Source organism: Dapis hubbardiae BLCC-M172 (genome assembly GCF_050016015.1).
Classification (GTDB): domain Bacteria; phylum Cyanobacteriota; class Cyanobacteriia; order Cyanobacteriales; family Microcoleaceae; genus Trichodesmium.
The window spans coordinates 20,877-45,539 of record NZ_JBNHEQ010000126.1 but is presented as its reverse complement, the minus strand read 5'-3'; the positions used below and the strand labels follow the sequence as shown (position 1 = coordinate 45,539).

Genomic DNA, 24,663 nt, shown 5'->3' with positions numbered 1-24,663 from the left:
TCAATTATCAATTATCAATTATCAATTATCAATTATCAATTATCAATTATTGAACTGATAGCTAGTTAAGGCTTAAGTAAATCTGCACCTCCTGGTTGGAGAATCACTGGTGCTCTAGGAGCTGAACCCCCAGAATTACCTCTCTGCTCTACTTCTGGTATAGATGGAGGGTTGGGGTTGCCTCCAAAAATATCTACCAACCTATTAACTAAAGCATTTCTTTGAGAACGAGTTAATTGTTGAATTGCCAGGCGATCGCCCTCCATCGGATTTTCCGTCAAAGAATCATTACCAGGATAAACAGATGACTGTAGATAGTCGTTAGCTCCCAAATAATCTGCTAATGTTAATTTCCAATCAAACCGATAATTAGGTGCACGACCTTTGACATAAAAATGATACCTAATTAAACGTGATACCAAGGTCTCCTCAGTATTTACTTCCCCCGTTTCCTTAGATATATAATCATTTTCCAATGGCAAATCTGGTATTTTTTCATATACAAATGGCCATACTTCAGTTGGTCGCACCCGCCGTTGGACAATTTTGATTGGGTACTCAGAATTTTCTCGGTTTGTAACTTTGAGCAACTGATGTTCTAGTAAATAAGTGGAATGGACTGCTGTACTAGCTAAAGAAGTCCAAAAAAATTCAAGACCAGTCCCAACAATCACTGTTACCAGAGAAATTGTGAAATATTTGAGCCATCGTTTCTTGCTCATGGCTATTTTAACCAACTACCAAAAAGTTTAAACTTTAAAGATGATAGCCAGGAGGTTTCAACCCCTGGATCATTTTAGTTATCAGTAACTCCTACTTAAGTAGGAGACTTGAGACCTAATTTTCTGGTCAATAAACTATATTGACCTATCCATACTACTGCTGACGTCACTAATTATTTCTGGCTGCATCAACTCATCGGACATTTCAAACACAGCCCGGATGACTGGTTTGATTTGATGCTCATCAAAATTATCAAAATCTTCATAACGACGACGCTTGGCACGATTAGCTACTTGGACTACAGCCCGATAACGATTAGAAGAAGCTTTTATCAACTCCTCAGACCGACGACTTAGTTCTGCCGAATCAACACTAGATTGCCTTTGTATGTGCATAAATTTTGTTGGTCTTTGATAATTCTATATCTAGCTTAACAATGTTAATTGAATATTTCCCACTATGGTCTAGTCAATACTAATATTTTGAGTTAGGATGTAACAAAATTTTAATAGATTTTAATAGAGTTTATTAATTTCATTGATTTTTATTACTTATGTTAATCGCTGCTACTCCAACTTCAAGGGACTTTTCTCAGACCCATCATCATCCCCTAAAAATAGTTGCTTTAGGGGATAGTTTAGTTTATGGTTTTGGCGATCATGAAGGTGGTGGATGGGTAGAAAGACTGCGACGACATTGGATGTTACCAGATAATTCTGGCCATGTATTATATAATCTGGGAGTCCGTGGAAACCGTGTTTTACAAGTAGAACAACGTCTAGAGCATGAGTTTCACCATCGTGGAGAATTAAGAAATCGTCAACCAGATATTATTGTTCTTTCTGTAGGGGTAAATGATTCTGCTAGAGTCCAAAGAAGAGATGGACGTTATTATACAGATTTTTACAAATTTCAAACAATTTTAGATAAGTTATTAGATACATCAAAACAACTTTGTCCTGTAGTATTTGTAGGAATGGTTCCTGTTGATGAAGCTAAAATGCCTTTCCAAGATTGTTTATATTATAGTCACGATGACCAGTACATATATAAAGAGGCGACTCGGTTAGCTTGTTTAAAGCGACAAATACCTTATTTAGATGTGTTTGAACAATGGTTAAGTCGGGGCGAAAATTGGTGGCGATCGCGTCTTTGTGCGGACGGAATTCATCCTAATATCAGAGGTTATCAAGCTCTTTTACAAGATGTACTGAACTGGGAATCTCTTAATTTGTTAATTAGCTAATTCATTAATGGATAATGGATAATGAATAATGGATAATTACCTCTGGTTAAAACCGTAACGGAACTGAATATAAGGAAACTAAAGAACACTTTTTTCTCTTGAAATAGAAGGCTTTAAACCGGATTGATTAATTATCAATTATCCATTGGTAAAGATTTTAGAGCTGTTTTATAGAGAAAATTTCAACAGTAATTAAATAGAAAAAAGCGATAGGGAAAATTTAAGAGAGGGAATTTTCAGCAATTAACAATGTTCATGTGACGAGGTGCCGTTTGCGCAGCATTCGGTAGGAATACAATTCATAATTAATAATTACCCCTTCTTATAAACAAGGGGATAAATCAAAAATTTATCCCCTATCCAAGGGGAGGCTTTAAGGCGTGAATTGTTGAATGAATAATTAATTGACTATTATACCATTTCTCAAAAAGAATGGTACATCTAATTAGATAGGGAAGTGTGGGGAGTGTGGGAGGTGTGGGGAGAGGTTAAAAGTAGGAAAAATCTATACTAACCAATTAATAATTGTCAAAAAAAGATTTTGAATCTTGGTAAATATTTAACTGTTGAAGTATAGCCGAAGTATAGCATTAATGCATGGTAATTGGTATTAGAGGTTGAATGTATCAGGAAATATAAAAAAAGAAGATAGGAAATAGGTATGGAGGGAATAGGTATGGAGGGAATATGTATGGAGGTATGGAGGCAAAAAAACAATTATTTGTTATCAAGAAATTCACAACTAACTGATTGAGTATGAATAGTCACCTACTCCCTCTGTAGAGTTATTTCAATCCCTTGCCTTATTCAAGCTAGTTGATTGAGTTGTGAAACTTTTTTCTTAATACTTATTTTACAAACAGTCTCTCAACTCTTAATTATTAATTATTAACTATTAATTATTAATTATTCGGTAATAGCTGCAACTCCCTTTCTTAATTTATGAAATCTCCCTATTGTAATCTACCCATCATGAAAACTGCTGTAAATCATAATTTCCCTACCCCCAGCTTTCTTATTTTCCTGTTCCCCTACTCCCCTACTATACAATAACTGTTCAAACAGATGTGATATTAACAGGGTATTTTGAGTAATCTAATTGTTGCCAAATCCACTTTATATCATGTCCGGTTGAACAGTTATAAATAACGAGGGAGGAGTCAGGAGTCGTAGGGGCGTTTCATGTCGCGCAGCGAAACGGCCGTTAGCTTCGCATAACTATCGTTAACGCCCGTACAGGAGTCAGGAGGGAAGAAACAAGAAAGAAGAAGGAGAAGGAGAAGGAAAAGGAAGAGGAAGAAGAGGAGAAGAAGGAGAAAGTTTTTTTATAACTAATTATCCGGACATGATATTAATCTAAACTAAAATAAATTCAGGTTTTAAGCCTAAATTATCAGTAAGCTGTTTAATTTCTTGTTCGTATATAGGATTCATAATAATGATAATTTCTGGTTGATAATCTTGCAAAAATTCTGGAGAAACAATCTTTTGACCAGCTCCAGGAATATACATTCCTTGTTTGCGAGGATTGAGATCGACAACATACTCAATATCATTATACTCTTTCAATAAATTTAAAAAAGTTACACCTTTAGACCCAGCACCCCAAACTACAATTTTTTTATTTTTGTTAGTAAATTCATCAAATTTTTGCTGCCATTTGTTAATTAATTCATTAAAAAGCTGATTGAATTTAACAACTTCATCACAAATATTTTCCACATCATAAATTATTTGACTTTTTTTCGTTGCTGTTGTTGTAGCAGGAACAGCTTCCAAACATAAAAATTGACTCTCAAAAGTTTCATAAACCTCAGTAACTAGAAAATTATTATTCAGAAAAGCTTGAATCAGAGAATTATGAATAAAATAACCACAGTGTTCATATATAATATCCCAAACAGCAAGATTTTTTAAGATATAGCTGGAATTAGGAACCTCAAAAAAAACTTTTGTATCGTAGCGATCGCTAATTGCTTTTCTCAGAGAATTAAGTAAATCATTCGGATTAGGAATATGTTCTAAAGTGTGACGACAACAAATAAAATCAGCACCATATTCTTGATATTTTTCTGAGTAAAAGTCCTGAATAAATGTAATTTTATTACTCATGTTATTATGTTCTGTACGCGGAACATAAGTCGGGTCGAAACCAATACCTTGATTATCTCCTAGTTGACATAAAGAGACTAAAAAATCACCTTTCCCACAACCAATTTCAATAATATTTTTGCCTTTTAGATTGTGATTTTCAACTAATTTTTGTGCTAAAGAATCTGCATACTTTTGGAATCGGGATGAATAGTGTAAGGAGTTTTCATAATCCTGAGAATAAGATAGTTTTGTTTCGTCAAATGCTTGATTTTCTATAAAACCGCAGCTAGGACAAAAACTAAGTTTAATATCTCCTTTCGGGCAATCAATTGCTGGTTGTTTTTCTGACCAGAGTAAATTACAGTACACTGGCATATTGAGCATTGAAAAGAAATATTCTACCTCTGAAGAACCACAAATAGGACAGTTTTTGTGAATTGAATTTAACATTATTTTTGTTCCTTAGAATAGTTTTGAATACCAATTAACTTTAAAGATTTCACAAATAGTTTGCAACTTTAAATGTGAAATTATTTCCTGAAATTACTGAGCTGCTCAAAGTTTTGAGCTGATAAAATCTTAATGCATGACTTTTGTACGGGCGAATGACCATTAGCTACGCACAACTTTCCTATCGGAATGCGGAGCATTCATGTCGGCTCAAGCGCCGAAACGTTTTATATGTCGCGTAGCGTTAACGGAGTTGTGCGATAGCAAAACGCCCCTACGACTTTTGAATTCCGTGAAACGGTATCATTTTTTCCAGAATCAAATAAATCAGAATTGCGACGGGAGATAGTAATATTATATAATAAATCAAATCATATAACCTTGTATTATTGTTGTTAACATGAATTAGGGAAGAAAAAGGAGGAGATAAATTCCAAAATAGTGTTGTTTGAGGAGAAAAATTGATTATATGTTTATTGGCAAGTTCATCTATATATACTGATAAATTACTGATGGAGTATGTGATTATTAAGTTATGGTATTTGGTATCGCGGAAAAAATTAGCGACACTAAATTCTGGTCTAGTTCCATTTTTTTCAGTAATTAAATTTCTAACTCTAATACTTAGATTATTATTCCACTGTCCTAAAGTTAAGTTGCGATTATAAGGGTCTTTAGAAATAGAAATAATCCTTGCGGGTCCAGTTTGATTAAGGCTTAAAGTTGCATATTTAATAAATAATGTAAACTTAGAACTATCGCGTATTTTCTGATTGAGCAGAGTAACTGGTTTTTCTGTATGTAACCAATTTAATTCTCCCAATTCAACAGAATCTTGATTTGGATAATTTAATTGTTGTTTTTTCCCTACTAAATTCGGAGAATTTCCTTTTTGATCGGCAAAATAATTTTTATTTGTGGGAGTAAATTCATAAGCAGTGATTAAACTATTTTCAATGCCATCACATTTTCCATCTTTTAATATTTGATTTATTTCTAGTTCTGATATTTTTCGATTAGCAATACATAGCTGAGAAATATTACCATTCCAAGGTCGGTCTTCTGTAACTTCATTTCCTAATACTAGAGGATAATCTAAATCCCAATTACTTAAATTCCATGTTTTAATTGCTTCTAAAAATTTGGCATTAAAAGCTGAAGCAAGAACTAGATAAATAATTATCAAGCAACTTAAAAGTGGAATCGAAAGTAATTTTTCACTGACAGTGGCAACCTGCAAAAATATCTTAGTAAGATATTTTCTGAAAATGTAAAATACTAAAAATCCTGTTACTCCTCCCAATGTGTTCATTAATAAATCTACATAGGTAGGATTACGAGTTGGTATAAATAACTGCAATATTTCAATAACAAAAGATAAGCTAAAGCTAGCAGCAAGTACTAATTTTGCGACCGTGACTATCTTGATATTTAATACTTGAGTCAAGAAAGCAGTACATCCAAAACCAAAAGGAATAAACAACAGAATATTTAAAATCAAATCTTTGAGATTATCAGGTCTTTCAGTACGTTTAAACAAAAAATCATAACTAAATTGACTTAAGGTTTCTTGGATAAAAAAATCGTATGGAAATAGAGTTGCAAGAATAATTACAAGCAAACTAAAAGTAGTCAATGATATAAGATAAAATCTTAAAAATTTAGTTTTACTCATAATTACTTACCTCATTTTCCTAGTATTTTTCCAACATTAAGATTTCCTAGTCTAGTAATACCAAATTTAAAAAAGATGTTTTTTTTAATACTGTAGTTGAACCCAACAAAGGTTCATATCATGTCTACTCAAATATTTAACACTTTGGTGGAAGAAAGGCAGAGGGCAGAAGACAGTCACACAACTCAAATATTTCATTATTGTAGTGAACCGACACATCTAAAATAGTGAACTATATCATTGGGGGCGGGTTTATCTAATTTCAGGTGAAAACTGATTAATTTAACACGGAACCCGCCCCTACTACTCCAAAATTTAAGGCGTGTCGGTCCAGTAGGGTGTGTTAGACGGCAAAAATTGAGACTGTGACAGGCATTTAATAATCCGTCGTAACGCACCATTTTATACCCATTTCTGAAAATTAAAGAAACCCGGTTGCTAGGAAAAATTAATGCTTTGAGCAATAGACATCTACTAAAAAACTGGGTTTCTATATTCCTGTGCGTAAGTCCTGATGATATTACTTCAATTGAGACAATATCTAATGTTAATCACAACTTACTTTACTTATTTAAAGTAATCTAATCTTAGCACTTACTCCCATATCGTTAAGCATTTTTTGAATCTCATTTTGATAAATTTCATTCATTATAATTACCTCATCAGGTTGATATTCTTTTAAAAATTCTGGAGACTTAATCTCTTTCCCAACACCAGGAATAAATTTACCATGGCGATGAGGATTAATATCAACAACATAATCAATTTTATCAATGGTATCCAGAGTAGTTAAAAAGGCAACACATTTAGAACCAGAACCCCATACTACTACTTTTTGATTTTCCCTATTTGCCTCTTCTAAATAATTTTTCCAAAAGTCTAATTTCTGATAAATTTTATCGCTGAAATGCTGAACATATTGCACAACATCTGTAACACTTTCTTCTAAAGGATGAACAATATCAGAAGTAGTATTGACTGGTTTAGCTTCAATTAAAAGATACTGCTCCCCATAAGCACGATATAGATCCGTAACTTCAAACCCACACTGTCTAAATAACCGTCCCAGAGAACCTGGTGTAAAATAGGAACAATGCTCGTAATAAATATCCTCAAAAGCAATATCTTCAAGAACTCGCACAGTATCCGGAATCTCAAAAACAACAGATACATTCAGGCGATCGCCAATAGAGTTCCGAACAGTCTGGATAAATTCCTTAGTAGGTTGGATATGTTCCAGTGTATGACGGCAACAAATAAAATCTCCCACATATTCAGAGTATTTTTCCGAGTAGTAGTCTTGAATAAACTTAACTCGATCGCCAGCGCTACTCTCAACTCGTCCTGGAACAACAGAAGGATCGATACCAACTCCTCGGTTATTCCCTAACTCGCAAAGCAGTAAGAGAAAATCACCTTTACTACAACCAATTTCCACAATATCTTTATTGTGAAGATCGTATTTCTCAATTAGTTTACTAGCGAGTTCCTTTGCAAACTTATTAAAAGTAGGTGAAAAACTTTGTTGATCCTCATAATTCGGAGCATAAGCAGACCATTTAGAATCAAATTCCAGGTTCGTAATAAACCCACAGTTATCGCAAAACCCTAACTTGACATCTCCACGGGAAAACTCTAGTGCTTTTTCCTTAGTTGACGACATTAAACAACTATGAACTGGAACACTTTCTACCTCGTAAAAAAGTGATAATTGATTGTGTCCACAGTTTGGGCAAGTATGATTAGCTAATCTAGTTATTTGCTGTGGGTTTGAATTTTTTGTTAATAACTCTTTGCTCATTTGATTTACCTTGTAATTAATTTTTTTTATTTTAACCTGAGAAACGGAATCGTTTTATGAATTTTATTTATAGCGAAAATACTAGATTTTGTCTAATTTCGCTTATAGATAAATATATTGATATTTCTCTATAGCTATACTAACTCAAAAATCCTGATTAATTTCTATACTTAGAAAGTATCTGTAAAATAAATCTAAACGAACACCTGAAATATCTAGTATTCGGTGGGTTACGGCAGCCAGGAAAAGATTATTTTATTTTGTGAGATTATTCGGTGTCTGACCCACCCTACATCGAGCCTTAATCTTTTATTTATAGATACCCTCTTAGCTATGTTTTGGTATGGCAATAACATGACCTACATTCCAGCCAATATCAGGATAGGCATCTTCTAGTGTTTTCAATGTATATCCCAAATCACTAACAAAAGAATCAATTTTGTTCATTTTCTCCTGAAAAATTCGTTTGTTTCTATCATCTATTTCATACAGAAGAATTGGCTTATGATTATTAATTGTTTTCATCATTCCCTGAAGTACATTAATTTCTCCTCCTTCCACATCAATTTTGACCATATTAGGAGGATTTATAGTTTGGTTTTCAACTAAATCATCAATACAAATTACATCAACAGAGATAGACTTCTGTTTATTCGGAGTAGATTCTACACCGGCAAAAAAATTTGCCAGAACATTCCCACCACAATAATCGCTCAATACAAGCTCCCCTTTTTGTGAGCTTTCAGCCACAGCTTTTTCTATGACAGTAACATTATTAAACTTATTTAATTCAATGTTTTTTCGGAGTAATTTAGCATTTTCTGGTGCTGGTTCAAAACCATAAACTTTTCCTGTTTCTCCGACTAACTTAGCTACAATAATTGTAAAAAATCCTACATTTGCACCAATATCATAAAAAATATCTCCAGGTTTTAAATGGTTTGCTAAAGTTTCTTGAACTGGAGGTTCATATATTCCTAATGCACCATCAGGATTTGATTCTCCACAATTGAATTTTAATCCTGCTCCTACTCCATTTTGAATAGTAACATCCCGATTTTTTACCCCTGCACGAGCAATCTTCTTAATCTTAATATTACTATTCGTTTTAACCAACCTTTGAAAAATATCTGAAGGCAGAAGTTGTAATCCATTAATCAATAATTGCTTTAACATTATTTATTATCCTTAACTTTGAATTATAGGAATTCTAAAATTGTTCTCTTTTTGTCCCAATCCAAATTTCATCATAAGTTTAGCCTCAGTTAAATAGCCCAAACGAGCTAGAGTATCTCCTGCTAACTCTTGCCAAAGAGTAACATCTTGTTGAGAAAGTCTAGTCTGCCATTCTCCGATAGAACCTTTGCGAGCAAGCTTACCTTCTCCTTTGTTTTTAACTTTATTAATATCATTTACATCAGTAATGCTATCGACTAATGCTTGATCGTACTCTAAACCAATAAAATCAAAGATTTTGCTCAGTTCTTCTTGGGGATAACTGCGAAGTTTTTCATAACAAACTGAGTAGATGCGATCGCTAATTTCTGGATCTGCTTTAGCTTTTTCTCCTGCCTCAATGGCTTTTTTCCATGTTTTAATCACACTTGTTGTACTTTGTCTAGCCCAACTTTGAGTTTTTGCTAGTGCTTGGTAACAAACACAAACGTCTCGCCCATCTCGAATAATTTCTATGCTTTTCGCTTCTGGAAACTGGCGTAAGATTACATCAATATAGTGTATATGTAGCGGTGTTTTTTCTAGGATAATTTGCTTTTCAGTACCTCCATTATTTGTAAAAAAACAATCGAACATTAATTGGTTCAAAATCATGACTTTTGTTAAGTCATCTTCTGAACCAGAGCGAACTTGTGCGATTAATTGTTCTAGCTCTGCATAACTTACTAGATGATGAAGCCCACCATGACTTACTCGATCATTAAGCCCAAACTTATCTACGCCTTTTTCATTTATCTTATACTGCTGTAAAATACCTTGCCATAGATCTTCTGATTCAATTCCCAACAACAAAGACTTCAAACCATAAGATTTCAAAAGCCACTTTGCTGATTTCAATTTTTTTTTGAACTTTTGCTTTTTCAAATAGGTAAAGTTGTTGTAAGTGTTAGAATAAGCATTACTTTCATTTAGAACTGCTACAATATCAGGATGGCAGTTAATCATTCTTTCCAACCAAGTTGTGCCAGAACGGGGACAACCAACCAGAAATAATTTGCAGTACACCATATTTATCTAGTTTTCCTTCCTACTTTGTTGGACTTGCTATATTTTAGCAATAAAGTTCTTAAATACTGTTCCCGTATCACGACCCCATTCCCAATTAGCAACAATACCAATTTTATTGATTGATAATCCCTTAATCAGAGGATAAACATCAGTTAAAGCACGATATAAAACTGGTTCATCGTTGACAAAAACTGTATAATTATTTCCATCAAAAATAACTCTTAACTGGTGACAAACCCCCCAAGTAACTCGATTCCCAATATTTGTCCAAACTGCATCATATAGGTCTTCAAATCCATTCAGAGAGAAAAAAGAAGAGATAGAAGCAGCGCCAAAACCGTTATTTAACCAATTATTAATAATCATGTAATTACCTCGATCTTGCCAAAAAATTAACCCTCCTCTCCCCTCTTCTCCTTGTCTTCGTTTCGTTCCTGGTGGGATAATATCAACTGTTACATCAGCAAAATTTTGGTTTTCCCAAGAAACAGTATAAGCAGTACGATTTGGATTAGGATGTTTGACAGTTGCCTGAACTTTAGCACTATTATTACCTGTAAGTTCAATAACTCCTTTTCCCATTTCTTTACGCCAGATTTTTTCACCAGTATTTGAAAGTTTATTAGCTAAATCTCCAGCGGAACCAGAAAAATCTTCAGCAAAAATAACTTCTTTTCCTTCTACTTGCCAAGGAGAAGCTAAATTCAAAGAATTAGGAATAGAAATACTACGAGGATGAGCTTCAAAATCACGAAAATATAACTTTTGATTTTCATCTTTGGCGAAAATTCCTACTCCTGTAGCTTGATTTAAACGAACATCCTCAAACCGATTATTAAATACTAATTCCCCATTCAAATACAAACTAAACCTTTCACCATCATCCAAAATTTGTAGAGAGTGATTTTTATTAGGGTGCAAACACCATTTTTCACTAACAGCAATACTATGCCATTTTCCTTGTTCTTGAATTTGAAGTTGACATCCCTCATCTCTTATTTCCCAACTCCAGAAATTGTTTTCATCTTGAAACCGCCAAATTAAATGAGATGCAGTAATTTCATCCGATGTATTTATTAAAGTATGAACTAATCCAGTAGGGCGATCTAAATTCAAAACAGCAAAACTATTTTTTTCAAGAGATACTGCTCCTTTTGCTGTTAACTTAAAATTACCTTGAATGCTTTGCCAAAAACCACCAACTTCTGCTGACGAATTTTTTATTAGTCTATCCCCAATCAGACTATCTGCTCCCATAGCAGTACCATACCAAGTTGCCAATTCAGACAGTTGCTCAATTTGCGTTCCATAAACTCTGGTATCAACTGTAAAACCAATTTCTCCTAATACACTCTGATAAATTCCTCCATAGACGATTTTATCATCATTACAAGGGTCAATTGCTATAGGACGCATATTAGGATAATCACCTAGTCCATAACTATGAGGAAGAGAAGCAGCATAATAAGCAGCTCCCTTTTCCCTCAAAATCACAATATAATAAATCGGGATATTCTGAAGACCCTTAAAAGCTGAAAGAATATTAGTTCCAATCCGAGTTTTAAGCTCTCCATTTTCTTGAGTCGTAGCATGAATAATAAATCCATTACCTTCTGTTAGAGGGTTACTGGGAACTTCATTAGGAAACCAACCAATGGCTAAATTTTCCCGAAGTTTTGGTAGTTGACAGCGTTGTGGAGTATTATTAAACCAATATATAAATCTTCGCCACATTCTTCTCTTATATGGACTCCTCAACCAACCTATCACTTGTCTCAAAGGATTATTTGCACCACTTCCATAACCCCAATACAAAAGCCTTTTAATAATGCTATCCATAATATTCCCTGCTTCTGAGGTATTATGACCATTTAAAATAAAAGTAGCAAAAGTTAATCCATTAACGCGATTATAGGGACCATAAGCAATACCTGACCGTCCCCATCCAGGTTGATTCAGAGGTTGAATGCGGATAGCCTGATGATCGATACTAATAATACCTTCTGTGTCTATTCCTTTACGAATAATTCCACTGGAGTTTTTTTTCCCAATAACTTTACCTTGAGCTAAATTTTCATCATAGGAGTCAATAAAAGATTGAGTTGTTTGAATCATTTTTTTATTTTAATTTACTATATTGTCGAAATGTTTCGTTTTCTTGGAAGAAGCATTCTAAAAATTCTCCATTGGAAATATCTTGTAAAGTTGCCCATTTTGGATTATTAATCAAACGAGTCATTTGAGATTTATATTGTTCTAAAGCTGCTCTTTTTTTTGTCAGAATATCTCCAATATACAGAGAGCAGTTGCAATTGCCTAAGACTCTCAAGCCAAACCAATAAATTAATGTGTTTTTCAATATTGTTTTCCTATTTTGTTTAGTTTTAATAGGCAAACTTACCCAAGGCCAATGGAACCAAAACCAAACAGGATATTCATAGACAATTGCATCTTTTTGATAAAGTTTTAAGGCTGCTTTAACAATTTTAGTCGTTGTCAAATGGTCTGCTGACCATAATAAAGGTTCTCTAAAATGAGGAATAAAAATTTCTTCTGGTTGATATTTATTAATTATTTTAGTAACTTCTTGAACAGCAGAATCATAGTTCTCGTTTAGTTGTGTTTCGGGAAAATCAAGTAATGTGATATCATCTTGAATTAGCCCCAGTAATTCTGCTACAGTAAAACTTTCTTGTTTTCTAATTTCTTGTAGTTTTTTTCCCGACATTAAATGATTATGAGACTTACTCCCATCCGTCATAAAAACAAGTTTAACATCAGCCCCAACCTGTTTTTTCTTAATTATCAGACCACCACAACCTAATGTTTCATCATCAAAGTGGGGGGAAAAAATTAGGGCAGATTTTTTTAAATCAGTCTCATTATATTCCCTACAGTTATGTTTGAGGATGCGTTTATAAAATTGACTAACTTTATTTTTAATCAACGGTTTAGTCATTATCCTTCTAAGATATCTTTATACTGTTTAACCAATGTTTCAGTAATACTTTTCCAAGAAAAAAGTTGAATAGCTCTTTCATAGCCATTTTCACCCATTTCTTCTCTTAAATTATCATCTTTAATAAGACGTAAAATCGCTGCAGCTAAAGCTAAATAATCACCAGATTCAATTAGCAATCCTGTTTTTTCATTAACGATAATTTCGGGAATTCCTCCCACTAAAGTTCCAATAACTGGGAGTTTACTTGCCATTGCTTCTACATTCGGAATACCAAATGCTTCACTAAATGAAGAACTAATAAAAATATCTGCTTCTTGATAATATTTAGGTATTTTTGTATGAGCAGCAGGACCACAAAAATTTACTTTTTCAGCTATTTCTGGAGTGATTTTATTTTTTAATTGTTCCAAGTAACTGATTGGTTTTCCAGTAACTTTATCTGTCTGATAAAATGAAGCTAACTGAGCAACTTTTTGGTTATCATCACTTAATGAAACAATAAATGATTTGGGTAATTCTTCAAATGGTCCAACAATATTAAGATGAACTTGAGGATATTCTTCAACAACTTTCTTAAATGCTTCTAATAGAATATGTATACCTTTTTCTTGGGAAACTCTACCTACACATAGTAATTTTTTAATCTCATCATCTTTTTGTCTTTTTTGATTGAGTTCATTGGTAAATTTTTCCAGATTTACTCCATTAAAAACTGTCTGACACTTACTCGCAAAATGTGGAAACCGACGACGAACTTTGTCAGTAATATATTCACTGCAACCGATGACTAAATCTACCTTTTGCAGATGGTTTTCAATCATTTCATAATCCAGTTGTGTCAACCATTCACAATGCATATGCAAGAGTATTTTACTCTGAGGATTAAATACTCGAATTATCGGTATAAATTGAGGACAATTTTGTACATGAATTATATCACATTGCTGTTTTCTTAAGTCTAGTGCAACTTGTAATATATATTCTAAATTATAAAAATTAGCAGTATATAATGGTTTTTTCGGGTTGCTAAATCTAGCTAATTTATCAGATAATTTAAGTAATATACTATTAGGAAGTGCCCAGATTAATTTATAGTTAATATTTTCATCATTTTCTATTTTTTGTTTCGACCGAGTTTTTTTCACATAAACAATAACATTATGAGAATGAGCTAAACGGCGGGCAACTTGATAAGTCCAGATTCCTATAGAATTTTGTGAAGGGGGAATAACTACATCTAAAGGTTGACTAACAAAGGCGATTTTCATTTGATTTTTGTTTATCTAAAACATAGCCACTAAAATTGGTAGTAATAAAGAAGTAACGATCGGCATACTCCCCACCAGGGAAAAATCTCATCTCTTTACTATTTTATGACTACCATAAAATTCAAATCAGACAATTTTAGGTTCAGGAATTGGAATAATAAATTTACCTCCCTTTTGTTGATATTCCTGTTGTTGTTTGATTATTTCTTCGGCAAAATTCCAAGCTAAAATTAAAACGTAATCTGGTTGGTCTTCTAGAATTTTAGTAGGGGAAAAAATGGGTAAATGATTAACTCCCATATAACGACCATGTTTGAATTTGTTTAAATCTGCGATGTAGTCTAAAAGAGTTTTATTAATCCCATAATAACTCAACAATGTAGTCGCTTTAGCTGCTGCACCATAACCTATAACTTTTTTGCCTTGTTTCTTTATATCCCATAAAATATCCATGAGATTATTTTTTATTTTTTCAATGCGATCGCCAAATTCTCGATAATAGTCAAACCGATCTACTCCTCTTTCTTTTTCTTGTTTTAAAAGAGTTTTAACCGATTCTTTAACATCTTCTTTTGGTTCAACAAATAATCGCAATGAACCTCCATGAATTGAGGTTTGTTGCACATCATTGAGATATAAATTATGTTGTCTGAATAACTTATCTAAAGCTGTTACTGAAAAGTAGCATAAATGTTGATGATAAATCGTATCAAATTCACAATTATCTACCAAATCAACTACATAAGGCGCTTCAATAACTGCTACCCCAGTATCTTTTAAAAGAATAGCAATTCCGGCAACAAATCCATTCAAATCTGGAACATGAGCTAAAACATTATTAGCTAATAATACATCAGCTTGTTTTCCTTCTTCCTCTTTTAGTTTCTTGGCTAAATCTTTAGTAAAAAAGGTACAAATGCTATTAATTCCTGCTGCATTTGCAGCTTCAACTTGTGCAGAAGCTGGGTCAATTCCCAACACTGGAACCCCATCTTCTACAAAGTTCTTTAGCATATAACCATCATTACTCGCTGCCTCAATTACTAGACTATTTTTATTCAAATTTCTAGCAGCAATAATAGCTTTAGCACTATCCCGAAAGTGCTTCATTAAAGAAGGAGAAACAGAAGAAAAATAAGGATAATCTTGACAAAAAAGAATTTCTGGCGGAACGCTTACTGTAATTTGAACTAATCCACAATCAGGACAAAAAGCTAAGTCTAAAGGAGCAGTATATTCTGGTTTATCTAATTGGTCTTTCGTCAGTAATCCATCAGCAAGGGGAGTATAACCAAAGGAAATAATTAACTCTAAATTATCAGATCCACAAGCACGACAAGAAGGCATTCCATTAGACATTGCTAGATATTTCTCCTATTTATTTTTATCAGGTATTATATCAAATCTGGATAATTACTATACCCAAGTCATTGGGACTGGAAGGGAGTAGAAAGAAGCAATCTCATGTCCCACGGAGATTGCTTCCTATCGTCGCTGCGGACGACTGTTTAATCGGATTCTATATTAGTTATCATATTTTTGGGAATCAATTATCTTATTTCCTATTAATTTCAAAATAATAAATTGAACTAAAATTACTGATAACTATTAACTGTTTTAAATTTGCCAGCGTAGGTTCGTATCCAATTTTTCTTCTTGGAGTAATTTTTTAATATGAGCAATACGCTGATATTTCGGACCTTCAAATTCTTCCAAAGTTAATCCAACTTTTTTATACGCTTCATACAGTTCTTTCGCCCCTTTACGAGCATCCCATTGGGGTTGAAATTCGGGTAATGTTTCCATTATGTAACTACAATCTACCCGATAACAACGCTTATCTGGACCTGCATCTTTAGCATATTCAATCTGACAATTAGGAACTGTTTCTTTAACAATATCAGCTAATTCCCGAATCCGATAATTATCTTCATTTCGTCCCACATTAAAAGCCTTGTTATGCACTAACTCTCGTGGTGCTTCTAAAGCTGCAATAAAAGCACGAGAAATATCTGCAATATGAACAATAGGTCGCCATGGTGTACCATCACTTTTAATGTACACTCTGCCTGTAGTAAAAGCCCAAGCAACTAAATTATTCAACACTAAATCAAAGCGTAAACGTGGAGAAACACCATAAGCAGTGGCATTCCGCAGAAAAATCGGAGTAAAATCATCATTAGCTAACTCACTTACATCCTGCTCAACTTTTACCTTAGAAATACCATAGGGAGTCACAGGATTAAAAGCTGACTCTTCAGTTAACCAATCATTTCCTCCTGCACCATAGTTACTGCAAGAAGAGGAAAAGATATAGCGACTAATTCCTACTTCTTTACTTAATTTAGCCAAATGAACAGAAGCCAAATGATTAATCTCGTAGGTCAGTTGTGGATTAAGATTCCCCAAAGGATCGTTTGATAATCCTGCTAAATGGAGCATCGCATCAAACCCCACCAAATCAGATGCTTCCACATCACGGATATCTTTGTTTAATTCGGGGATTTCTCGAATACCTTCACCAAAGGTACTATCCTGATATAAGTCACTATCTATTCCCGTAACTTCATGTCCCCGGTCCAGAAGCATAGGCACTAGAACTGTACCAATGTAACCTTTGTGGCCTGTTAGTAACACCTTCATAATTTATGATTCCTCCCAAATTTTCCAGGGTGTATTTTCACTGTTCCAGAGTTTTTCTAAATGTCTTTTATCCCTCAATGTATCCATACATTGCCAAAACCCAGAATAGCGATAGGCCATCAGTTGACCATCTTGAGCCAGGTTTTCTAGAGGAGCTTTTTCCCACTGAGTATCATCACCTTCTATATAGTCATATACTCCAGGTTCTAAAACAAAAAATGCCCCATTAATCCACCCTTCTTTAGTTTGCAGTTTTTCCGAAAATTCCACAATGCGATCGCCGTCCATTTCCAAGTGACCAAAACGTGCTGGTGGACGTACTGCAGTTAAAGTTGCTAATTTGCCATGACTACGATGAAAATCTAGTAAATCTTGAAGATTTAAGTCAGATACTCCATCTCCCCAAGTTAACATGAAGGTCTCATTACCCATATGAGGAATAAGTCTTTTGATCCGGCCACCTGTATTAGTGTAAAGTCCTGTATCTATTAAATCAACATTCCAATCAGGTTTTAAACCCCCCTGCATTTCTACTTTGCCACTTTGCAAATTAACAGACAGATTGCTATTAAGAGAACAATAATCTATCATGTATTTTTTGATAACTTCACCTTTATAACCCAAAGCAATGGCAAACTCTTTAAATCCATAGTGGCCATAGTGCTTCATAATGTGCCAGAGAATGGGTTTTCCGCCTATCTCCACCATTGGTTTTGGTTTATCTACAGTTTCCTCTGAAATACGAGTTCCTAAACCACCAGCCAGAATTCCTATTTTCATCCAAAGCTCCTTATCTATTTATTTCAAGTAATTTTATTATTTAAAGTGATTTTATTCTAGATCTAAAATTTAATTTTATATAGGGGTTCTCATGTTAATGAGATACAGTGTTGTTCCCTATTCCCTGTTCTCTGTTCTCTGTTCTCTGTTTTTTGTACCCTAAAATCAAAAATTTTATATAGGAAAGAGAAAGTGGGTTAGGACAACAGTAAGAGGACTAAGATGTTTTTCCTTGCGTTTATGTCGTGGTCATAGTGACTACCACAGTTGGTACATTCCCATTCTCTAATTGCAAGGTATAATTTACCGCCACGTTTGCGCAGCATTCCTCAGGAAAGGAAAAACCACAGCAGGAAGAAGTTCGACTTGTCAGTTTCCAACGACCATTACTTAAAAATCCCAACTGTTATAAGTTCTTAAATGTAACGGTATTTTCTCTCCAACCCACATTGAGAACTAGAGTAAAATTTATCTGTTCTAACTAATGTACTACCATACAACTCACATTTATACTTAAGCTGAGGTTTGAAAGCATAGCTCCTCCACAGGAAACACTCAGAAAAATCATAAATTAGCAAGTGGTATTACTAATTTATGGTTTTTGAGCATTCTACTGGGGAAATGGCAAAAAATAAATTATCCAATTTTTAACTAGAGCTGCTTGTTTTGCTGTCTCTATTGCCTACTACCTAAAGTGAGGGTAATTGTATATTTTTTGATTTGGAAGTCCGTTACCTAAGTATAGCAGTTCCCAATAAGCCTCCCTCATTCAACAATCAAATTGCCAAACTACACATCTTCTGCTGATAGTTGCGATGACACTTCTGGTTGAGTAGAGGGTTGTAATATATTTTTTGCATAAACAATATGTATGATTTGGATCGTTGCAATCAATATATCTCTAATTAATTTAGCTCCATTCCAGTAACTAAACATCCATTTTATAAGTTGTATAAAACATAGAAATTGTTCAACTCCAACCAAGGGAGATTTTTTTATCCCCCAAATATATTCTTGTAAAATTCGCCAATTAGGTAAAAGAATTTTTCCTTGATTTTTGGGGTCAAACCACTCTGAATATTTATGCATCCGGAGGATTTTCTCAATTTTATTGTGGGGATTAAACAATAATTCCATTGATTGTTTTTGATGTCTTCTAGCTTGCAAAAGATATTCAGGGATTTCAAAGAATTGACCATAAAGAGTTAATATTGCTACCAGAGACCTATCGGAACCTGCATAGCTAGCTATTAAGGGAGTTTTTTCAAGAATATTGGTACGTATTAATCCAAAAATTTGATAATTCCGATGGTGAAGACGGGTAATATCATAAAAGCGTTCGTGAGCCTTGAGAGAATTAGTTTTAAATTCAAGTTGATAATAACTTATCGTTTTACCTTGTTGATCGATAATATTGGTTCGGGGATAGCAAAGAACAACTTCAGGTTTATTTTCTAATATTTCAACGCATCTCTCCAAAAAAGTAGGGTCACAAATATCATCGTGGGCTGCCCATTTGAAATATTTTCCCTTGGCTAACTTAAAAGTTCGATTAAAGTTTCTAGCTGCTCCTATATTACTTCCATTTCGATAGTAGCGGATACGTTTATCTTTAAGAGCATATTCTTGACAAATTGATTCAGTAGCATCGGTTGAGTTATTATCGCAAATAATAATTTCCAAATCAGTTAAAGTCTGATTTAATAGTGAATTAATCGCTTCTTCAATAAAATTTTCACCATTATAGACTGGTAAGCCGATACTGACACAAGGTTTAGATTTACTCATGATTATTAACTAATTAAAGTATTACTGTAATTTTTTTTGATTTTCTTTGAAAGTAAAGGGGTTTTATCTGTGCAGCTTAATAAGTTTTATCTCTGAGTTTGTTTTGTCTGTAAGTTTCTTTTCCCTTCTAATTCAAACATGACATAAGCATCCTAAATATCGCAAGTCCTGTAACCGCATCTTTACCGAATTTTTAAATTCACAAGTCTTAATATAATTTGATTAACTCTGTATAAACCCTGATGTACTCGGAGATTGATGTTGATTGAATAATTTAACCTGTTAAAAATTTTTATGAAGTTTTGATGAAGTTTTCCTAGAACTGGCAGGTTAGCCTATATTTTGATACTCAAATGTGATATAATCATAAATTTTTGGGTATAGTAATCGAATCGTAGAATCACAGTGATGGATGAAGTTCCAAATAGCTGCAATATGGTTACTAGGAGCATTTCTCATGGAGGCGAAATATATACCTTACCCTGTTCCCAAAAACTACAAAAATATGAAGGTTTGATGAAGATTTCCCTGTTTCCTGTTCTCTGTTTCCTGTTCCCTGTTCCCTATTATCTGTTTCCTGTTCTCTGTTTCCTGTTCCCTGTTCCCTGTTATCGGTTTCTTGTTCCCTATTATCTGTTTCCTGTTTCCGATTCACAAAAATCTGTACTTGATAACCCATACTCCGCAGTTCATTTTGAAACATAAAAAGTGGTATAAAACAAGGGGCTTGTAACTGTTGGCTAAAATCTGGTATTATCTATAAAAATCTGGGATTATCTGTTTATGCTAGTTGGATTCAAAACTGAACTACACCCCACAAAACAGCAAAAAACGCTGCTGGCTAAACACGCTGGTATAGCGCGTCATGCTTACAATTGGGGAAGTTCAGTTATACTAAGTTTTGAAGTAATGAAATCATTTGCACCTCACCGATGGCAAATGTTTAGCTTTGTCTAGTTTTCAAGAAGGTGTTCCTGAAGAGCATTAATTGTATTAACAGCATCTTCCCCTAATCTAATAGTCAAATCAGAACCAATTTCACCTGTAGAAGCAGCTTCAATATTACCAAAACCTAAAGTATTTTTCACAACTTCTGCTGACTCTAAATCACCCCCTTGAACAATAACTTGAGTAAAACGTTGTTTGTCAGACCAGTCAGGAACTACATAAACATTGTAAAATCCTTGGTCACGCAAATACTGAGCAAATTTTGTGGCTGCTTGGGAGTAACTAGAGGCATTTTGCACAGCTATTTTATTCTCTAGAGGCAAAATTTCATTCACTTCCATCGGGTTATATATATTGTCATAATTAAACTTGTCTAACTTGATATCAAAATATTGTTCCAGAATGCGATCGCGACCTGCTTCATCTATAATCCAATAACTAGCCAAATACTGATTTCTAGAACTAGGTTTTCCTGGCAACATCACCATTTTTAAATCATCCCGCTCTAAGTCAAGACTAAAACTTACCAAAGCTAGCATTTCCTGAAAAGTTAAATTAGTATCAACATACTTTTGCATCACCCGAATAATTTGAGGCAACCTAGGTAAAACTGCCACATTAGTAACGCGACTTCGGAGCGCCTTTAGCAAAACTTGTTGTCGTTGTACACGACCAATATCACCATAAACTTCTTCTCGGAAACGGGCAAATTGTTCTGCTTGTTCCCCGTTGAGAGTTTGCCAACCTGGTTGTAAATCTATATTTAATTTTTGGGTATTGTCAACATAAGACATAGGTTGAGGAACAAAAACTTCTACTCCACCTAATTGTTCTACTAATTCTCGAAAGGCTCCTTTGCTGACTCGTACATAACGCTCAATCTCAATATCATTCAGAGTATTTTCTAAAACATTTTCTGCTAGTTTCGGACCCCCATAAACATTGGCTTCATTAATTTTGGCAAGACCTATTCCGGGAATTCGGACTTGAGTATCTCGTGGCACAGAAAGTAAACTAACCGTCTTATTCGTGGGGTTAGCTCGTACTAATAGTAAAGTATCACTACGACCCTCAAATACATCTGGAGAATCTTCTGCCACTCCTGGAACTTGGTCAATTCCCATAACTAGGATGTTTATAGGTCGTGAAAGTTGGTAAGGTAAACGTTTACGCCATAGAATATCTGTGGTAAATTCCTGGAGTAATTGAGTTATAAATTCTGGTTCAACGGGGGCAAACAAAGCAGTTATTGCTCCGAAAGAAGTAGTTATGGTTCCGCTCAATAGTAATATAAACATCCAGAACCACCATTTAAACCAAATAGGTCGGGAGTTAGTAGAAGAAGTATTATTCATAAATAATCAAAAAATAAAAATATAAATTCAACAGTAAGATGATGGTTGAAACTAAGACTTTATGGCTTTGGACCTTAATCTCGACAAAAATCTTCCTAGTTAACTTAATAGTCGGAACATTTGGGAAAAACTGGCAATAATCATATAAATACTCAGAATCAACACTTTAATAGGATAGGTTGGGAGTTAGTAGAAGGGCTATTATTTATAAATAATTCCTAAATTAAAATCCCAATTCCCAACTTATCAGGACTTACGCATAATTGAAGTCTTAAACACTATCTATCTATAACGTTATAGTTTTTGAACCCTATATATAGTGTCTATGCGTAATTTCTGTTATATTAGATGATGGTGGAAACTAAGACGTTATAGTTTTAGACCCTATCTCTACAAAAATCTTCCTACTATAGTGGGAAAATCTGGGAGAAACTGGCAATAATCATATAAATACTGAGAATCAATATTGTAATAGGATAGGTTGGGAGTTAGTAGAAGGGGTTTTATTTATAAAGAATTCCCAAATTAAAATTTCAATTGCCAAATTATGTTAGATGATGGTGGAAACTAAGACGTTATAGTTTTAGACCCTATCTCTACAAAAATCTTCCTACTATAGTGGGAAAATCTGGGAGAAACTGGCAATAATCATATAAATACTGAGAATCAATATTGTAATAGGATAGGTTGGGAGTTAGTAGAAGGGGTTTTATTTATAAAGAATTCCCAAATTAAAATTTCAATTGCCAAATTATGTTAGATGATGGTGGAAACTAAGACGTTATAGTTTTAGACCCTATCCCTACAAAAATCTTCCTACTATAGTGGGAAAATTTGGGAGAAACTGGCAATAATCATATAAATACTGAGAATCAATATTGTAATAGGATAGGTTGGGAGTTAGTAGAAGGGGTTTTATTTATAAAGAATTCCCAAATTAAAATTTCAATTGCCAAATTATGTTAGATGATGGTGGAAACTAAGACGTTATAGTTTTAGACCCTATCCCTACAAAAATCTTCCTACTATAGTGGGAAAATTTGGGAGAAACTGGCAATGAGAATTTAAGATGGAATTATCTAAGTCTATTAAGTAATCTAGAATCTGATGATACCTGTTATTCTTGCTGGTGGAAAAGGAGAACGTTTTTGGCCTCTGAGTCGTAAGCATCGGCCCAAACAGTTTCTTTCTCTTGATGGTACTGGTAAAAGTTTGTTACAAGCAACAGCAGACAGACTAATCCCATTATCTAATGGTTGGGATGGTTTATGGGTTGTGACTTCGGCAATGTTGGCCGAAGGTGTGGCACAACAGTTACCCCAGATGCCACAGGAAAATATATTGGCAGAACCAGAAGGAAGGGATACTGCTCCTGCTGTTGCCTGGACAGCAATAGAAACGGCACGTCGTTATGGGGAAGATGCAGTTGTGGGATTTTTTCCGGCTGACCATTGGATCGGTGAGCCAGAAGTATTCCAGAAGACCCTGGAGGCGGCAGCCGAATTGGCTACTAACCAGGAGGCTATTGTTACCCTGGGTGTTAAGCCCTCTTTCCCTTCTACTGGCTATGGATATATTGAACAGGGAAAAGAGGCAGGAAATTTTGGTGGGTTTGAGGTTTATCAGGTGGCGCGGTTTACGGAAAAGCCTGACCGAGAAAAGGCTGAGGAGTTTCTGGCAACGGGGCGTTTTAGTTGGAATGGCGGTATTTTTGTTTTTAGGGTGGGGGTGATGTTGGCTGAGTTACGAAAGTATGCTCCGACAATAATGAGTGTTTTGGAGGCTATGGGTGCTGAGGGTTATTCTCAGTTGGAGAAGAAGAGTATTGATTATGTGGTGATGGAGAAGACTGAGAAGGCTTTTGTGTTACCTGTGGCTTTTGGTTGGGATGATTTGGGTGACTGGAATGCTTTGGAACGTTTGGTTAAGGGTGATAATGTGAATGTGGAGTTGGCTAATCATTTGGGTTTGGATACTGAGGGGTCGATTTTTTATGCTTCTAGTGATGATGATGCCATTGTAACTATTGGTTTGGAGGATGTGGTTGTTGTTAGGGATGGGAATGTGACTTTGATTGTGAAAAAGGAGCGATCGCAGGATATTAAGAAGGTTTTGAAGAGTTTGGCTAATCATCCTAAGTTTAAGGATTTATTGTAGGAAGAAGGGAATAGGGAATAGGGAATAGGGAATAGGGAATAGGGAAGAATGAGGGAATAGTTGTAGGTTGGGTTAAGGGACAGCGCAACCCAACAAAAATTTATATGAAAGTACATTTTTTAGTTAGAGTGGTTTTCATTTTGGTAGACCACAGTAGTAGGGACGTTCCATAGAACGTCTTTACCATATTTTGCTTGTTTTGAAAAGCGCTATAAGAGAATATATTTTGGTTGAAAAAAATATCAGAATATTAACAGTAGGATTTCCTAACTTTAGTGCGTTGTGCTATATATGTTGGGTTTCGTTGCCTCAACCCAACCTACAAAGACTAAGCTCCGTATAGATAAAGATAATTGTAGGTTGGCTTCTGCTGTCGCTTAACCCAACAAAAATTTTTATGGTAGTAGGTTTTTTTTAGTTAAGGGAATATATTTTAGTTGAAAAAAATATCAGAATATTAACAGTAGGATTTCTTAACTTTAGTGCGTTGTGCTATATATGTTGGGTTTCGTTGCCTCAACCCAACCTA

At 34.4% G+C, this 24,663-nt stretch carries 21 protein-coding genes; 3 read left to right on the top strand and 18 right to left on the bottom strand.

The window, feature by feature from the left end; translation table 11 throughout:
* Nucleotides 1-65 precede the first annotated feature (65 nt).
* Both ACP6PK_RS11365 and ACP6PK_RS11360 read right to left on the bottom strand, forming a co-directional pair.
* Nucleotides 66-722, bottom strand: coding sequence for a hypothetical protein (locus ACP6PK_RS11365; RefSeq protein WP_426559703.1), 657 nt, complete (start codon nucleotides 720-722; stop codon nucleotides 66-68).
* Nucleotides 723-857: 135 nt separating this feature from the next.
* Nucleotides 858-1,118 carry a DNA-directed RNA polymerase subunit omega gene (locus ACP6PK_RS11360; RefSeq protein WP_426559702.1) on the bottom strand — a complete coding sequence of 87 codons (261 nt, stop codon included), beginning with the start codon at nucleotides 1,116-1,118 and terminating at the stop codon, nucleotides 858-860.
* Between the two features lie 158 nt (nucleotides 1,119-1,276).
* On the opposite strand from ACP6PK_RS11360, the gene ACP6PK_RS11355 reads away from it, so the two are divergent.
* Nucleotides 1,277-1,969, top strand: a complete 693-nt coding sequence (locus ACP6PK_RS11355; RefSeq protein WP_094671881.1) for a GDSL-type esterase/lipase family protein — start codon at nucleotides 1,277-1,279, stop codon at nucleotides 1,967-1,969.
* A gap of 1,356 nt (nucleotides 1,970-3,325) precedes the next feature.
* On the opposite strand, the gene ACP6PK_RS11350 is transcribed toward ACP6PK_RS11355, so the two are convergent.
* The 15 genes from ACP6PK_RS11350 to ACP6PK_RS11280 form a co-directional block, all read right to left on the bottom strand.
* Complete coding sequence (locus tag ACP6PK_RS11350; RefSeq protein WP_426559701.1) at nucleotides 3,326-4,513, bottom strand: class I SAM-dependent methyltransferase; 1,188 nt, start codon at nucleotides 4,511-4,513, stop codon at nucleotides 3,326-3,328.
* A gap of 274 nt (nucleotides 4,514-4,787) precedes the next feature.
* Nucleotides 4,788-6,188 carry a VanZ family protein gene (locus ACP6PK_RS11345; protein WP_426559700.1) on the bottom strand — a complete coding sequence of 467 codons (1,401 nt, stop codon included), beginning with the start codon at nucleotides 6,186-6,188 and terminating at the stop codon, nucleotides 4,788-4,790.
* Nucleotides 6,189-6,759: 571 nt separating this feature from the next.
* On the bottom strand, nucleotides 6,760-7,989 hold the full coding sequence (locus tag ACP6PK_RS11340) for a class I SAM-dependent methyltransferase (RefSeq protein WP_426559699.1): 1,230 nt from the start codon (nucleotides 7,987-7,989) through the stop codon (nucleotides 6,760-6,762).
* Between the two features lie 327 nt (nucleotides 7,990-8,316).
* A complete protein-coding gene (locus tag ACP6PK_RS11335) occupies nucleotides 8,317-9,165 on the bottom strand; it encodes an FkbM family methyltransferase (protein ID WP_094677184.1) in 849 nt (282 codons plus the stop codon).
* A gap of 12 nt (nucleotides 9,166-9,177) precedes the next feature.
* The gene (locus tag ACP6PK_RS11330; RefSeq protein ID WP_426559698.1) at nucleotides 9,178-10,233 is read right to left on the bottom strand and encodes a sulfotransferase family protein; all 1,056 of its coding nucleotides are present in this window, start codon (nucleotides 10,231-10,233) and stop codon (nucleotides 9,178-9,180) included.
* A 36-nt stretch (nucleotides 10,234-10,269) separates the two neighbouring features.
* Nucleotides 10,270-12,348, bottom strand: coding sequence for a nucleotide-binding protein (locus tag ACP6PK_RS11325; RefSeq protein WP_426559697.1), 2,079 nt, complete (start codon nucleotides 12,346-12,348; stop codon nucleotides 10,270-10,272).
* 4 nt (nucleotides 12,349-12,352) lie between these two features.
* On the bottom strand, nucleotides 12,353-13,192 hold the full coding sequence (locus ACP6PK_RS11320; protein ID WP_426559696.1) for a PIG-L deacetylase family protein: 840 nt from the start codon (nucleotides 13,190-13,192) through the stop codon (nucleotides 12,353-12,355).
* Complete coding sequence (locus tag ACP6PK_RS11315) at nucleotides 13,192-14,463, bottom strand: glycosyltransferase family 4 protein (RefSeq protein WP_426559695.1); 1,272 nt, start codon at nucleotides 14,461-14,463, stop codon at nucleotides 13,192-13,194. The genes ACP6PK_RS11320 and ACP6PK_RS11315 overlap by 1 nt, the downstream gene beginning before the upstream one ends.
* Nucleotides 14,464-14,589: 126 nt before the next feature.
* On the bottom strand, nucleotides 14,590-15,822 hold the full coding sequence (locus ACP6PK_RS11310; RefSeq protein ID WP_426559694.1) for a methyltransferase domain-containing protein: 1,233 nt from the start codon (nucleotides 15,820-15,822) through the stop codon (nucleotides 14,590-14,592).
* A gap of 258 nt (nucleotides 15,823-16,080) precedes the next feature.
* Nucleotides 16,081-17,106, bottom strand: a complete 1,026-nt coding sequence (locus tag ACP6PK_RS11305; protein WP_426559693.1) for an NAD-dependent epimerase/dehydratase family protein — start codon at nucleotides 17,104-17,106, stop codon at nucleotides 16,081-16,083.
* Nucleotides 17,107-17,109: 3 nt separating this feature from the next.
* Nucleotides 17,110-17,886, bottom strand: a complete 777-nt coding sequence (gene rfbF, locus ACP6PK_RS11300; RefSeq protein WP_426559692.1) for a glucose-1-phosphate cytidylyltransferase — start codon at nucleotides 17,884-17,886, stop codon at nucleotides 17,110-17,112.
* 197 nt (nucleotides 17,887-18,083) lie between these two features.
* Complete coding sequence (locus tag ACP6PK_RS11295; protein ID WP_426559691.1) at nucleotides 18,084-18,212, bottom strand: zinc ribbon domain-containing protein; 129 nt, start codon at nucleotides 18,210-18,212, stop codon at nucleotides 18,084-18,086.
* A 90-nt stretch (nucleotides 18,213-18,302) separates the two neighbouring features.
* A complete protein-coding gene (locus ACP6PK_RS11290; RefSeq protein WP_426559690.1) occupies nucleotides 18,303-18,464 on the bottom strand; it encodes a zinc ribbon domain-containing protein in 162 nt (53 codons plus the stop codon).
* Nucleotides 18,465-18,675: 211 nt separating this feature from the next.
* The gene (locus tag ACP6PK_RS11285) at nucleotides 18,676-19,674 is read right to left on the bottom strand and encodes a glycosyltransferase family 2 protein (protein WP_426559689.1); all 999 of its coding nucleotides are present in this window, start codon (nucleotides 19,672-19,674) and stop codon (nucleotides 18,676-18,678) included.
* 442 nt (nucleotides 19,675-20,116) lie between these two features.
* On the bottom strand, nucleotides 20,117-20,377 hold the full coding sequence (locus ACP6PK_RS11280; protein ID WP_426559688.1) for a hypothetical protein: 261 nt from the start codon (nucleotides 20,375-20,377) through the stop codon (nucleotides 20,117-20,119).
* A gap of 80 nt (nucleotides 20,378-20,457) precedes the next feature.
* Between ACP6PK_RS11280 and ACP6PK_RS11275 the strand changes: the two genes are divergently transcribed.
* Nucleotides 20,458-20,631, top strand: coding sequence for a helix-turn-helix domain-containing protein (locus ACP6PK_RS11275; RefSeq protein ID WP_426559687.1), 174 nt, complete (start codon nucleotides 20,458-20,460; stop codon nucleotides 20,629-20,631).
* On the opposite strand, the gene ACP6PK_RS11270 is transcribed toward ACP6PK_RS11275, so the two are convergent.
* A complete protein-coding gene (locus tag ACP6PK_RS11270; protein WP_426559686.1) occupies nucleotides 20,628-21,977 on the bottom strand; it encodes an LCP family protein in 1,350 nt (449 codons plus the stop codon). The genes ACP6PK_RS11275 and ACP6PK_RS11270 overlap by 4 nt on opposite strands.
* Before the next feature lie 1,107 nt (nucleotides 21,978-23,084).
* On the opposite strand from ACP6PK_RS11270, the gene ACP6PK_RS11265 reads away from it, so the two are divergent.
* A complete protein-coding gene (locus tag ACP6PK_RS11265; RefSeq protein ID WP_426559685.1) occupies nucleotides 23,085-24,134 on the top strand; it encodes a mannose-1-phosphate guanylyltransferase in 1,050 nt (349 codons plus the stop codon).
* The last annotated feature ends 529 nt before the right edge of the window (nucleotides 24,135-24,663 follow it).

Bases quoted from the DNA above. Each gene is read 5' to 3' on its own strand.
- ACP6PK_RS11365 (WP_426559703.1), bottom strand. From the start codon at position 722: ATGAGCAAGAAACGATGGCTCAAATATTTCACAATTTCTCTGGTAACA.
- ACP6PK_RS11360 (WP_426559702.1), bottom strand. From the start codon at position 1,118: ATGCACATACAAAGGCAATCTAGTGTTGATTCGGCAGAACTAAGTCGT.
- ACP6PK_RS11355 (WP_094671881.1), top strand. From the start codon at position 1,277: ATGTTAATCGCTGCTACTCCAACTTCAAGGGACTTTTCTCAGACCCAT.
- ACP6PK_RS11350 (WP_426559701.1), bottom strand. From the start codon at position 4,513: ATGTTAAATTCAATTCACAAAAACTGTCCTATTTGTGGTTCTTCAGAG.
- ACP6PK_RS11345 (WP_426559700.1), bottom strand. From the start codon at position 6,188: ATGAGTAAAACTAAATTTTTAAGATTTTATCTTATATCATTGACTACT.
- ACP6PK_RS11340 (WP_426559699.1), bottom strand. From the start codon at position 7,989: ATGAGCAAAGAGTTATTAACAAAAAATTCAAACCCACAGCAAATAACT.
- ACP6PK_RS11335 (WP_094677184.1), bottom strand. From the start codon at position 9,165: ATGTTAAAGCAATTATTGATTAATGGATTACAACTTCTGCCTTCAGAT.
- ACP6PK_RS11330 (WP_426559698.1), bottom strand. From the start codon at position 10,233: ATGGTGTACTGCAAATTATTTCTGGTTGGTTGTCCCCGTTCTGGCACA.
- ACP6PK_RS11325 (WP_426559697.1), bottom strand. From the start codon at position 12,348: ATGATTCAAACAACTCAATCTTTTATTGACTCCTATGATGAAAATTTA.
- ACP6PK_RS11320 (WP_426559696.1), bottom strand. From the start codon at position 13,192: ATGACTAAACCGTTGATTAAAAATAAAGTTAGTCAATTTTATAAACGC.
- ACP6PK_RS11315 (WP_426559695.1), bottom strand. From the start codon at position 14,463: ATGAAAATCGCCTTTGTTAGTCAACCTTTAGATGTAGTTATTCCCCCT.
- ACP6PK_RS11310 (WP_426559694.1), bottom strand. From the start codon at position 15,822: ATGTCTAATGGAATGCCTTCTTGTCGTGCTTGTGGATCTGATAATTTA.
- ACP6PK_RS11305 (WP_426559693.1), bottom strand. From the start codon at position 17,106: ATGAAGGTGTTACTAACAGGCCACAAAGGTTACATTGGTACAGTTCTA.
- rfbF (WP_426559692.1), bottom strand. From the start codon at position 17,886: ATGAAAATAGGAATTCTGGCTGGTGGTTTAGGAACTCGTATTTCAGAG.
- ACP6PK_RS11295 (WP_426559691.1), bottom strand. From the start codon at position 18,212: ATGCTGCGCAAACGTGGCGGTAAATTATACCTTGCAATTAGAGAATGG.
- ACP6PK_RS11285 (WP_426559689.1), bottom strand. From the start codon at position 19,674: ATGAGTAAATCTAAACCTTGTGTCAGTATCGGCTTACCAGTCTATAAT.
- ACP6PK_RS11280 (WP_426559688.1), bottom strand. From the start codon at position 20,377: ATGTTTCAAAATGAACTGCGGAGTATGGGTTATCAAGTACAGATTTTT.
- ACP6PK_RS11275 (WP_426559687.1), top strand. From the start codon at position 20,458: ATGCTAGTTGGATTCAAAACTGAACTACACCCCACAAAACAGCAAAAA.
- ACP6PK_RS11270 (WP_426559686.1), bottom strand. From the start codon at position 21,977: ATGAATAATACTTCTTCTACTAACTCCCGACCTATTTGGTTTAAATGG.
- ACP6PK_RS11265 (WP_426559685.1), top strand. From the start codon at position 23,085: ATGATACCTGTTATTCTTGCTGGTGGAAAAGGAGAACGTTTTTGGCCT.